General features: G+C 70.7%; 11 protein-coding genes and 1 pseudogene. 6 read left to right on the top strand and 6 right to left on the bottom strand.

The window, feature by feature from the left end:
* Positions 1-44 precede the first annotated feature (44 nt).
* Positions 45-677 carry a uracil phosphoribosyltransferase gene (upp, locus tag G8A07_RS12990; RefSeq protein ID WP_195797391.1) on the top strand — a complete coding sequence of 211 codons (633 nt, stop codon included), beginning with the start codon at positions 45-47 and terminating at the stop codon, positions 675-677.
* 12 nt (positions 678-689) lie between these two features.
* Here the strand turns inward: upp and G8A07_RS12995 are convergent.
* A pseudogene (locus tag G8A07_RS12995) lies at positions 690-1,954 on the bottom strand (PLP-dependent aminotransferase family protein); the annotation flags it as partial.
* Between G8A07_RS12995 and G8A07_RS13000 the strand changes: the two are divergent.
* Positions 1,887-2,105, top strand: a complete 219-nt coding sequence (locus G8A07_RS13000; RefSeq protein WP_371816466.1) for a hypothetical protein — start codon at positions 1,887-1,889, stop codon at positions 2,103-2,105. The pseudogene G8A07_RS12995 and the gene G8A07_RS13000 sit on opposite strands and share 68 nt — an antisense overlap.
* 7 nt (positions 2,106-2,112) lie before the next feature.
* Here G8A07_RS13000 and G8A07_RS13005 read toward each other — a convergent pair whose 3' ends face one another.
* The 3 genes from G8A07_RS13005 to G8A07_RS13015 are packed head-to-tail and all read right to left on the bottom strand — an operon-like array spanning position 2,113 to position 4,273.
* Entirely contained in the window at positions 2,113-2,667 is a 555-nt protein-coding gene (locus tag G8A07_RS13005) for a chromate transporter (protein WP_213086276.1), read from the bottom strand.
* Positions 2,664-3,269, bottom strand: a complete 606-nt coding sequence (locus G8A07_RS13010; protein WP_213086277.1) for a chromate transporter — start codon at positions 3,267-3,269, stop codon at positions 2,664-2,666. Before G8A07_RS13010 ends, G8A07_RS13005 begins: the two co-directional genes overlap by 4 nt.
* The gene (locus G8A07_RS13015) at positions 3,266-4,273 is read right to left on the bottom strand and encodes a D-2-hydroxyacid dehydrogenase family protein (RefSeq protein WP_195797392.1); all 1,008 of its coding nucleotides are present in this window, start codon (positions 4,271-4,273) and stop codon (positions 3,266-3,268) included. Before G8A07_RS13015 ends, G8A07_RS13010 begins: the two co-directional genes overlap by 4 nt.
* A 116-nt stretch (positions 4,274-4,389) precedes the next feature.
* Here G8A07_RS13015 and G8A07_RS13020 point away from each other — a divergent pair, with 116 nt between their 5' ends.
* Positions 4,390-4,899, top strand: coding sequence for a DUF1993 family protein (locus G8A07_RS13020; protein WP_195797393.1), 510 nt, complete (start codon positions 4,390-4,392; stop codon positions 4,897-4,899).
* Here G8A07_RS13020 and G8A07_RS13025 read toward each other — a convergent pair.
* Both G8A07_RS13025 and G8A07_RS13030 read right to left on the bottom strand, forming a co-directional pair.
* Complete coding sequence (locus tag G8A07_RS13025) at positions 4,881-5,222, bottom strand: hypothetical protein (protein ID WP_195797394.1); 342 nt, start codon at positions 5,220-5,222, stop codon at positions 4,881-4,883. The two genes, G8A07_RS13020 and G8A07_RS13025, sit on opposite strands and share 19 nt — an antisense overlap.
* A 1-nt stretch (position 5,223) precedes the next feature.
* A complete protein-coding gene (locus G8A07_RS13030; protein ID WP_195797395.1) occupies positions 5,224-5,664 on the bottom strand; it encodes a hypothetical protein in 441 nt (146 codons plus the stop codon).
* Positions 5,665-5,943: 279 nt separating this feature from the next.
* Here G8A07_RS13030 and G8A07_RS13035 point away from each other — a divergent pair, with 279 nt between their 5' ends.
* Genes G8A07_RS13035 through G8A07_RS13045 form a run of 3 tightly spaced genes read left to right on the top strand, consistent with a single transcriptional unit; the run spans position 5,944 to position 11,412 of the window.
* Positions 5,944-7,806: a tetratricopeptide repeat protein gene (locus tag G8A07_RS13035; RefSeq protein WP_195797396.1), complete on the top strand. Its 1,863-nt coding sequence runs from the start codon at positions 5,944-5,946 to the stop codon at positions 7,804-7,806.
* Positions 7,807-7,835: 29 nt separating this feature from the next.
* Entirely contained in the window at positions 7,836-10,187 is a 2,352-nt protein-coding gene (locus G8A07_RS13040; protein WP_195797397.1) for a type I secretion system permease/ATPase, read from the top strand.
* A 16-nt stretch (positions 10,188-10,203) separates the two neighbouring features.
* The gene (locus tag G8A07_RS13045; protein WP_195797398.1) at positions 10,204-11,412 is read left to right on the top strand and encodes an HlyD family type I secretion periplasmic adaptor subunit; all 1,209 of its coding nucleotides are present in this window, start codon (positions 10,204-10,206) and stop codon (positions 11,410-11,412) included.
* Positions 11,413-11,456: the final 44 nt, after the last annotated feature.

An 11,456-nucleotide genomic window follows, 5' to 3' on the forward strand; every position in this document is an offset into this window, starting at 1 on the left:
GATAATCCGGGCCATTACCCCCCAATATCCGAGCCCCACCCATCATGGCCGTCATCGAAGTCAAGCATCCCCTCGTCAAACACAAGATCGGCCTGATGCGCGAGGCCGACACCTCGACGAAGAAGTTTCGCGAGCTGACCGGCGAGGTGGCGCGCCTGCTGGCCTACGAGGCGACCGCCGATTTCCCGCTGGAGAAGACCACGATCGAGGGCTGGTGCGGTCCGGTCGAGATCGACCAGATCGCCGGCCGCAAGGTCACCGTGGTGCCGATCCTGCGTGCCGGCCTGGGCATGCTGGACGGCGTGCTGGACATGATGCCCAACGCCAAGGTCAGTGTGGTCGGCCTGGCGCGCGACCATGAGACCCTGAAGCCGGTCAACTACTTCGACAAGTTCGTCGGCCAGCTGTCCGAGCGCACCGCGCTGATCATCGACCCGATGCTGGCCACGGCCGGTTCGATGATCGCGACCGTCGACCTGCTGAAGGCGCGCGGCTGCAAGGACATCCGCGCGCTGGTGCTGGTGGCCGCGCCCGAGGGCGTCGCCGCGCTGAACCAGGCGCATCCCGAGGTGCGCTGCTGGACCGCCGCGATCGACAGCCATCTGAACGAGCATGGCTACATCATCCCGGGCCTGGGCGACGCGGGCGACAAGATCTTCGGCACCAAGGACGCCTGAAGCTCCGACGCCTCAGTAGCTGCGCGCCTCGATCGTCTCGCGCACCCGGCGCAGCGCATCGCGCAAGGCGTCGAGGCCGACCGAGCCCAGCGCCAGCCGCAGCGCATGCGGCGCCTGGGCCGTGAGCGCATAGGGTTCGGCCGTCGACACGCTGATGCCCTGCAGGCGCAGTTTCATCGCCACCTGATCGGCGCGTACCTCTTCGGGCAGCGGCAGCCAGACGAAGTAGGAGCTGGCGTGGCCGATGCGTGGCAGCGGGCCCAGAACATCGGCCGCGAGGCGCTGCCGCGCGTGCATCGCGGCGCTTCTCGGCCTCCAGGCGCTCGACCGTGCCGTCTTGCAGCCAGCCGCCGACCAGGGCGCTCATCACGCCGGCGGTGTTCCAGCTGGTGGCGCGGATCGCGCGCTCGAAGGGCGCCACCCAGTGCGGCGGCAGGGCGACGAAACCGACGCGCAGCCCGGTGGCCACGCTCTTCGAGAAGCCCGAGACATAGACCGTGCGCTCCGGCGCCAGCGCGGCCGGTTCGGCCAGATAGGCATAGGCGCCGTCCTCGATCAGCAGCAGCTCATGGCGGCGCGCCAGGGCGACCAGCTCGCGCCCCTGCGCCAGCGGCGTGACCCAGCCCAGCGGGTTGTGCAGGGTGGGCATGGTGTAGAGCGCGCGCACGCGCCGGCGCCGGCACAGCGCATCCAGCGCATCCAGCGCCGCCAGGTCCGGCCCCGTGCCGGCCGCGGGTAGCGGCAGCAGCTCCAGATGCAGGGTCTGGGCCAGCAGCTTGAAGCCGGGATAGCTCAGCGCGTCCGCCGCCACCACGTCGCCGGGCTTGAGCAGCGCCATCAGGGCCACCGCCGGCCCATGCTGGGCGCCGTCGACCAGCAGCACCTCGGACGCGCCAACCGCCAGGCCGCGCCGCAGCAGATGGCGCGCCACCGCCTCGCGGTCGCGCGCTCGCCCGCCATGCGGCTGGTAATGCAGCAGGGCCTCCAGGTCGCCGCTGCCGGCCAGCTGCCGCAGCACGCGCCGCAGCAGCTCCGCTTGGCCGGGGCAGCGCCGGATAGTTGAAGCTCAGGTCGATCTGCCCGGCGCCGCCCGCGGCCAGCTCGATGCCATGGCCCGGCGGCAGGGCGTTTTCGCGAACGAAGGTGCCGCGCCCGGTCTCTCCGCTGGCCAGGCCCATGCGCTCCAACTCGGCATAGACGCGGGTGGCGGTGACGAGTGCAAAGCCCTCGCGCGCCGCCAGCTCCCGGTGCGTCGGCAGGCGGGTGCCGGGCGGCATCGCGGCGGTCGGGCAGTTGCAGCTGCGGCAGCCGCTGTTCGGCCTGGCGCTGGCGGCCGGCCTGCTGGGCGAGGCGGTGAGCCCGGCGATGCTGGCGGTCACCATGGGCGTGCTGCTGTGCGTCGCGGGCGCGCGGCGTTTCTCGCGCTGAGCCGGGCTCAGACCACGCCCAGCGCCCCCAGCACCCCGCCGCCCAGCACCAGCCAGACCAGGCCGATGCGGGTCTTGAGCGTGAGCAGCACGGTCACGGCCATCAGGGCCAGGGTGGCCAGGCGGTGCGCCGGATCCTTCACATAGGGCACGGCCAGCAGCCAGCCGGTCGCGACCAGCAGGCCCAGGGTCAGGGGCGCCATGCCGGCGGTGAAGGCGCGCACGCCCAGGGTGTGCTTGTGCTCGCGCGCCCAGCGGGTGGCGGCTAGCACCAGGGTGGTGGAGGGCAGCATGATGCCCAGCATCGTGACCAGGGCGCCCAGCGGGCCGGCGGCGTTCCAGCCCAGCACCGCGACGAACAGGATGTTGGGGCCCGGCGCGGCCTGGGCCAGCGCGATCGAGCTGGTGAACTGGGTATCGTCCAGCCAGCCCTGCTGGCCGACCAGGTAGCGGTGCATCTCGGGCGCGGTGGTGATCGCGCCGCCGATGGCCAGCAGCGACAGCAGCAGGAAATGCAGGAACAGATCGCCGTACTGGGCCAAGGTCAGCGCCTCGCCCGTCACGATCCGGCCCCCGCGCGGCGCAGATGCCAGACGGCCAGCGCCATGCCGGCGCCGCCCAGGCCCAGCACCACCCAGATCAGCGGCAGGCGCGCCAGCGCGATCGCGCCGAAGGCGGCCAGCGCCAACAGCAGGGCCCAGGCGCGGCCGACCGGGTTGCTCTTCAGCGAGGGCAGCAGCTTCAGCCCGGTGGCCAGGATCAGCCCGGCCGCCACCGCGCCCATGCCGCGCAGCGCGCCGGCCATGCGCTCATGCTCCAGCAGCGCGCCGGACAGCGAGGCCAGGCCCAGCACGATCACGCAGGGGACGGCCAGCATGCCGGCCAGCGCCGTCAGCGCGCCGCGCAGGCCGAAGAAGCGGTCGCCGATCATCAGCGAGAGGTTGACGATATTGGGCCCCGGCAGCACCTGGCCGATCGCCAGCATCTCGAGGAACTCCTCGCGTGTCAGCCAGCCCAGCCGCTCGACCAGCTCGCGCTGCGCCACCGCCAGCACGCCGCCGAAGCCCTGCAGCGCCAGCCGGTTGAAGGCCCAGAACAGCACCGACAGCGAGGCCGGCCGCGCGCGCTGCCCGTCGCCCGCCAGCGGCACCCCGGCCTCGCTCACCGCAGCACTTTCAGCGCTTCGGGGTTGACGATATTGCTGGGTTCGCTCTTGATGAAGTTCAGCACATTGTCGAAGGCGGCGTCGAAGTAGAGCTCGTAGCTGTCCTGCTCGACATAGCCGATATGCGGCGTGCAGACCGCATTCTCCAGGCGCAGCAGCGGGTGGCCCTGCAGGATCGGCTCGCTCTCAAACACGTCGATCGCGGCCATGCCGGGGCGGCCGCGGTTCAGGGCCGAAACCAGGGCGCCGTCCGCCACCAGCTCGGCGCGCGAGGTGTTGACGAACAGCGCGGTGGGCTTCATGCGGGCCAGGTCGTCCGGCGTGACCAGGCCGCGCGTCGCGTCGTTCAGGCGCAGGTGCAGGCTCAGCACGTCGCTGTTCTCGAAGAAGGCCTCGCGGCTCTCGGCCACCTGGTAGCCATCGCTCTGCGCCGCCAGGCGCGAGCCCTCGCTGCCCCAGACCAGCACCTGCATGCCGAAGGCCCGACCGTAGCCGGCCACCAGCTTGCCGATCTTGCCGTAGCCCCACAGCCCCAAGGTCTTGCCGCGCAGCACCATGCCCAGCCCGAAGTTGGGCGGCATCGACAGGGCCTTCAGCCCCGACTGCTGCCAGGCACCATGCTTGAGGTTGCCGATGTACTGCGGCAGGCGCCGCATCGAGGCCATGATCAGGGCCCATGTCAGCTCGGCCGGCGCTATGGGTGAGCCGACGCCCTCGGCCACCGCGATGCCGAGCCGGGTGCAGGCCTCGACGTCGATATGGCTGCCGACCCGGCCCGTCTGAGCGATCAGCTTCAGCCTGGGCAGCTTCTCCAGCAGCTGGCGCGGGAAATGGGTGCGTTCGCGAATCAGCACCAGCACCTCGGCGTCGCGCAGCCGCACGGCGAGCTGGCCCGTGCCCTTGACGGTGTTGGTGAAGACCTTGGCGTTGAGGGCGTCCAGCTTGGCGGCACAGCGCAGCTTGCGCACCGCATCCTGGTAGTCGTCGAGGATGATGATGTTCATGGCGTCTGGTCGGACATTCTGCCTTGCGTTTGGGGCCGTCCGGCCCCGGGTCTGCAGCAGATCGCGCAAATCGTTACGATGCCGCCCACCCCCGTTCCTTCCAGGAGACAAACCCCATGAGCCTCTCGATGCATTCCGCCAGCGCGCCGGTCTTCACCCGCATGCTGGGCAATCTGCTCACCTGGCTGGACGCCGCGCGCGCCCATGCCGAAGCGAAGAAGTTCGATACCAGCGTCTACCTGGGCCTGCGCCTGGCGCCGGACATGCTGCCGCTGACGCGCCAGATCCAGATCGCCAGCGATGCGGCCAAGGGCTGCATGGCGCGCCTGGCCGGCCAGCCGGTGCCGAGCTGGGAGGACAAGGAGGCGAGCCTGGACGAGCTGAGCGAGCGCATCCGCCGCACGATCGACTATGTGAACTCGGTGCCGGCCGCGCTGGTCGAGGGTAGCGAGGAGCGTGCGATCGAGATCCCGCGTCGCAGTGGCGAGCCGCTGAAGTTCCGCGGCGAGGATTACCTGCGCCACTACGCGCTGGCGAACTTCTACTTCCATGTCACCACCACGTACGCGCTGCTGCGCCACGCGGGGGTGGACCTGGGCAAGGCGGACTACCTGGGCAATCGCTGAGCGCCGAGCCGGTCGACGCCGGCCATCGCGAGCGCCAGTTCGCGGGCCTGGATCTCGGCCGTCTCGTCGGGCAGGGCGGCCAGCAGGCGGCCGCGCAGCAGCCAGAGCTCGATCGGCTCGCTGGCATGGCGCACCTGGCTTTGCAGGTCGGCGCCGTCCGGCCCGGGCACCGCGGCCGCGGCGCGGGTGAAACCGAGCTTCAGCTCGATGAAGGCCCGCCGTGCCGCCACGCGCTGGGCGTGGCCGCGGCGGTCCGAGCCGGCCGAGGCATAGGACCAAGGCGGCAGGAAGTCCGGGATCTCGCGCAGGGTCAGGGTTTCCATGTCACTGCCTCCGGTTCGGGGCTGCCATGAAGAAGGTATCGGCCGGTTCGCTGAAATGGCGGTTCAGCCGCGCCAGGCGCAGCTCGGCCTCGCGCTGGGTGTGGGCGCGCGCCACCTCGGTGTAAAGCCAGCCGCGCAGATGCCAGAAATCATCGACCCGGCGCGCGCGCCGGATGCTCTGCACCAGCTCGTCCGGGGCCGCGATGTCCGCCAGGCAGAGCCGGAACTCGCTGCGCAGCAGCGGCAGCAGGCCGGGATCCTCGGCGCGGGCGCCCCAGGGCGTGCTCTCGCCGGGCAGCCAGCGCAGCAGGCTCTGCAGCAGCGAATCCGGCATGCGTTGCTGCTGGTGCTGGCTCAACAGCGGCTGCGTCGGCGCGCTGCCGGTGGGCAGGGGCGCCGCGAACGAACGGGACCGTTTCCAACGAGACAGAATGTTCAGCATGGCTGGCTTCTTGTAGTGATCCGGCATTCCGCCATCCCCCTCCGGACGGCGCGACGCGGTTTCTTTCTCTTCTCTCTGCCTTGATTTTCGGCAGCGCCCGGGCCGGGCATGGGCCGAAAAGCGGCCCGAACGGCGCTCAGATCGCAGGCCGGAGCCGGGGTGGTGCGCCGCAGGGCCGGATTTGGGGGCGGATCACCGGGCTATTTGCCGGCCTCGAGCGCGGCCGGCCCTCTAACATCCAGGCAAACCCGTGCCGCGCCCTCGCGTGGCGGAACCGCCATGGACATGTCATCCCCCAGCGCCCAGCAGCTTGCCGATGCGACGACCGCCACCACCGCGCGGCGCATGGACCTGCCCGAGCTGATGGCCGCGGCCGGCCAGCTGCAGGCCCAGGGGCAGGGCGCCGCCGCCGCCGCGCTGTACGAGCAATGGATCGCGAGCGACCAGTCGCCGCTGCGCATCGTCGCCTGCTACAACTGGGGCACGGTGCTGGGCGCGATCGGCCGCCATGCCGAGGCCGAGGCCGCCTACCGCCAGGCGCTGACGCTGAAATCCGACTTCATCCAGGCGCGCCTGAACCTCGGGCATCAGCTGGAGCATCTGGGCCGCAAGGAAGAGGCGCTGGCCGAATGGCGCGGCATCGCGGTGCAGGAGCGCCCGACCGATGTGTTCGGCGGCGACCCGCTGGAGCTGCGCCTGCATGCTCTGAACAATATGGCGCGCCTGCTGGAGAGCGAGCGCCGCTATGCCGAATCCGAGGCGCTGATGCGCCAGAGCCTGGAGCTCAAGCCCGACCAGAGCGATGTGCTGCAGCACTATGTGCATATCCGCCAGAAGCAATGCGAATGGCCGGTCTACCAGCCGGTGGGCCAGGTCACGCCGAACCAGCTGCTGACCAGCACCTCGCTGCTGGCGATGCTGGGCCTTTCGGACGATCCGGCGCTGCAGCTGCTGTCGGCCCAGCGCTTTGTGGCCGAGAAGGTGGTCAAGTACAAGGACAAGCCCTTTCATCGCCGCTTCGGCCCGGCGCGGCGCGAAGGGCGGCTGAAGATCGGCTATCTGTCCGGCGATCTGTGCATGCATGCGGTGGGCCTGCTGACGGCCGAGCTGTTCGAGCTGCACGACCGCCGCCGCGTCGAGGTGCAGGCCTTCTGCTGGAGCCGCGAGGACGGCACCGCGCAGCGCGCGCGCCTCCTGCGCGGCATGGACAAGGTGACGCGCCTGGTCGGCGTCGACGACGAGAGCGCCGCGCGCGCGATCGCGCAGGCCGGCATCGACGTGCTGGTCGACCTGCAGGGCCTGACCAATGGCGCCCGCCCCAACATCCTGGCCTACCGGCCGGCGCCGGTGCAGGTCAGCTACCTGGGCCTGCCGGCGACCTCGGCGATCCCGGGCGTGGACTGGATCATCGCGGACCGCTTCGTGATGCCCGAGGAATACCTGCCCTACTGCACCGAGCGCCCGATCTATCTCGAGCATTGCTACCAGGTCAGTGACCGCCAGCGCGAGGTGGCGCCGCGCCCCGAGCGTTCGCGCTACCAGCTGCCCGAGGACGCCTTCGTCTTCTGCTCCTTCAACAACAACCACAAGTTCACCGAGCCGGTATTCGACAGCTGGATGCGCATCCTCGGCCAGGTGCCGAACAGCGTGCTGTGGCTGCTGTCGGACAACGAATGGTGCCGCGCCAATATGCTGGCCCGCGCCGCCCGCCACGGCATCGCGGCCGAGCGCCTGATCTTCGCGCCGCGCGTGGCGCCGCCGGAGTACCTGGCGCGTTTCGCGCTGGCCGACCTGGTGCTGGACACCTTCCCGTTCAATGCCGGCACGACCGCCAGCGACTGCCTCTGGATGGGCACGCCGATCCTGACCTGCTCGGGCCGCAGCCATATCTCGCGCATGGCCGGCAGCCTGCTGACCCATGCGGGCCTGCCCGACCTGGTGACCCATTCGCTGCAGGAATATGAGCAGCGCGCGGTACAAATTGGCCAGAATCCGGCCCGCGTCGCGTCCTACAAGCGCTTTTTGAGCGAACATGGGCGTACCTCGCTGTTGTTCGACATTCCCGGCTTCGTGCGCGAGCTGGAGGACAAGCTGGAGGCCCTGGCCCTGCCGCTGCGCGAGCGCGACGCCGCCGCCCGATAGGCAGGAGCCCAGCCAAGGACTGACACGCGGTGCGACACGACCCCTTCTTCGACGGCGCCAATGGCAAGCCGGCCGGTCCGCCCAGCCTCTATCTGGCGGCGGAAGGCGGCGGTGCGCCGCCGCCGCGTGCCGTCGACGAACCCGAGGTCGATATCGGCGACCCGCTGCTGCAGGCCCTGGTCTGGCTGACCCAGCACCATGGCCGCGCCCGCTCGGCGGAATCGCTGCGCGCCGGCCAGCCGGGCGAGGGCCCGCTGGCGCCGGACCAGGCGCTGCGCCTGATGCGCGAGGCCGGCTACAACGCCGGCCTGGTGCGCAAGAACATCGACGATCTGAGCCCGCTGCTGCTGCCGGCGGTGCTGCTGCTCAATGGCGGGGACGCCTGCGTGCTGGTGCGCCGCCTGGGCGCGGAGGAGGGCCAGGGCGGCCGGCCGCGCTACGAGGTGGTGTTCCCGGGCGCCGAGGCCAATGTCTGCGTCGCCGCGGCCGAGGAGCTGGAGGCCGAGTTCAGCGGCTTCGTGCTGCTGGCCACCCTGCAGGAAACCGCGTCGGCACAGAGCCGCGCCGATCCGCTGCTGCGCGCCGAGGGCAGCCATTGGCTGTGGGGCACGCTGAAGCGCTTCATCCCCTATTACCGCGCCGCGATGGTGGCGGCCCTGCTCAGCAATGTGCTGATGCTGGTGTCGGGCCTGGTCACGATGGTGATCTACGACAAGGTGATCCCGAACCAGAGCTTCGTGACCCTGTGGACCCTGGCGATCGGCGCCGCGCTGGCGCTGGGCTTCGACCTGTTCGCGCGCCAGCTGCGCGCGCACCTGATCGACCTGGCCGGGCGCAAGGCCGACCTGATCATCGGCTCCAAGCTGTTCCGCCAGACCCTGGGCGTGCGCATGGAGCACAAGCCGAACTCGGCCGGCTCCTATGCCCATACCCTGGCGCAGATCGAGGTGGTGCGCGACTTCTTCACCTCGGCCAGCGTCTCGGTGGTCTCGGACCTGCCCTTCATCGTGATCTTCGTCGCGATGGCCTTCGTCGTCGGCGGCCCGCTGGGCTGGGTGCTGGTGATCGCGATCCCGCTGATCCTGGGCCTGACCTGGGCCATCCAGGGCCGCATGCGCCGCGCGGTGCGCAGCAATATGGCCGAGATGGCCGACCTGCAGGGCACCCTGGTCGAGGCGATCGAGGGCCTGGAGGATCTGAAGACCTCGGGCGCCGAGGGCCGCTTCCTGCGCACCTATGAAACCAGCACCGCGCTGGCCGCCGAATCGGCGCTGCGCACGCGCGACATGCACAGCTGGAGCAACAACCTGTCGATGACTCTGCAGCAGGGCATCACGCTGGTGATGCTGGTCTGGGGCGTCTACCTGATCGAGGCCGGCGCGGTGACCGCCGGCTCGCTGATCGGCGCGGTGATGTTCGCCGGCCGCGCGATCGCGCCGCTGGGCAGCGTCGTCAGCCTGGCCGCCCGCTACCAGGGCGCGCGCGCGGCGCTGATCTCGCTGGACCAGCTGATGGCCAAGCCGACCGAGCGCGTGGCCGACCGCAACTATGTGCCGCTGAACCAGATCAGCGGCGCGATGGGCCTGCAGGACGTGGGCTTTTCCTACCCGATGGCGGGCGAGGGCACGCCGCCCAAGGTGCTGAAGGGCGTGACCCTGAAGCTGCGCCCGAGCGAACGCCTGGCGGTGCTGGGCCGTATCGGCAGCGGCAAGTCCACCGTGCTGCGCCTGCTGGCCGGCCTGTACCAGCCGAGCGAGGGCCTGGTCGATGTCGACGGCATCGACCTGCGCCAGATCGACCCGGCCGAGTTCCGCGCCCGGGTCGGCTTCGTCTCGCAGGAGCCGCGCCTGTTCCACGGCACGCTGCGCGACAACGTGTTGATGGGCCGCGCCCATATCGACGCGGCGCGCCTGGTCGAGGTGGCGCGCCTGACCGGGCTGGACCGCGTGATCGCCGGCCATCCGCTGGGCTGGGATCTGCCGGTCGGCGAGATGGGCAGCCTGCTCTCGGGCGGTCAGCGCCAGCTGGTGGCGCTGGCGCGCGCGCTGGTGACGCGCCCGAAGATCCTCTTGATGGACGAGCCGACCAGCTCGATGGACGCGCAGTCCGAGGTCGCCTTCCTGCGCCAGCTGCGCGACGCGGCGGGCGACTGCACCCTGGTGGTCGTCACGCACCGCCCGGCGGTGCTGGAGCTGGTGAACCGCATCGCGGTGATGGACGCCGGCCGCCTGGTGATGGACGGCCCGCGCGACCAGGTGCTGGCCGCGCTGTCCGGCGTGCGCCCGGCGCAGCAGCCGGCCGCCGAGGCCGCCGCCGCCGAATCCTCCAATCTGCACATGCATCCGACCGCGCAGCCGGTGCAGCGCTCGGCCTCGGTCTGATGCGGGTGGCTGAAGCATGAGCGGCGTGGCGCGCGACGAGAACATGTTCCTCAGCGCGGTGGCGCGGGCGCAGGTCGATGAGCCGCTGCCGCGCGTCACCTGGGTGCTGTACCTGCTGCTGGCGGCGCTGGTGGTGGCCCTGACCTGGTCCTCGCTGGCCCAGGTCGACCAGGTCACGCGCAGCGACGGCCGCATCGTGCCGGATGGGCGCGAGCAGGTGATCGCCAGCATGGAGATCGGCATCCTGCGCGAGCTGCTGGTGCGCGAGGGCCAGCAGGTGGAGCAGGGCCAGGAGCTGGCGCGGCTGGACCCGACCCGGGTCGAATCGCAGCAGAACGAAAGCCAGATCCGGCGCCAGGCGCTGCGGGCCACCGCGGCGCGGCTGTCGGCCGAGGCCTCGGGCCGCGCGCTGGTGTTCCCGCCCGAACTGATCAAGGGCCAGCCGGGCCTGGTGTCCGCCGAGACCGAGGCCTTCGAGGCGCGCCGGCGCGTGCTGGACGAGGCGGTGGCCGCGCTGAACCGCAGCGCCGGTCTGGTCGGGCGCGAGCAGCGCATCGCGCAGGACATGGCGGCCAAGGGCCTGATGTCCGATGTCGAGGTGATGCGCCTGAATCGCCAGATCAACGACCTGCAGCAGCAGCGCAACGAGCGGGTCAGCCGCTTCCGCCAGGAGGCCAGCAGTGATCTGGTCAAGGTGCAGAACGAGCTGGCCCTGCTGGACGAGCAGATGGTGGTGCGCCAGGACGCGCTGGTGCGCACGGTGCTGAAGTCGCCGGTCAAGGGCCTGGTGAAGAACATCCGCGCCAACACGGTCGGCGGCGTGATCACGACCGGCGCGCCGATCATGGAGATCGTGCCGTTGGGCGAGCGCGTGCTGATCGAGGCGCGCATCAAGCCCGCCGATGTCGGCTTCATCCGCGTCGGCCAGCATGCCACCGTCAAGCTCTCCGGCTACGACTACAACCTGTTCGGCGGCCTGCAGGGCAAGGTCGAGTACATCAGCCCCGACGCGCTGACCGAGATCGACGGCAAGCCGGTGAGCGAGGGCCGCGTCTACCGCGCCCTGGTGCGCGCCGAGCACAGCACCCTGCGCTACAAGGGCGAGGCCCTGCCGGTGATCCCCGGCATGACCGCCGCCGTCGAGATCAAGACCGGCGAGCGCTCGGTGCTCAGCTATGTGCTGCGGCCGCTGCTGAAGACGCAGGAAGCGCTGCGGGAGCGCTGAGCGCGGCTCTCGCCGCGCAGGGGCATCCGCGCAGTTGCCTTCTC

It is taken from the genome of Roseateles sp. DAIF2 (genome assembly GCF_015624425.1).
GTDB lineage: Bacteria > Pseudomonadota > Gammaproteobacteria > Burkholderiales > Burkholderiaceae_C > Kinneretia.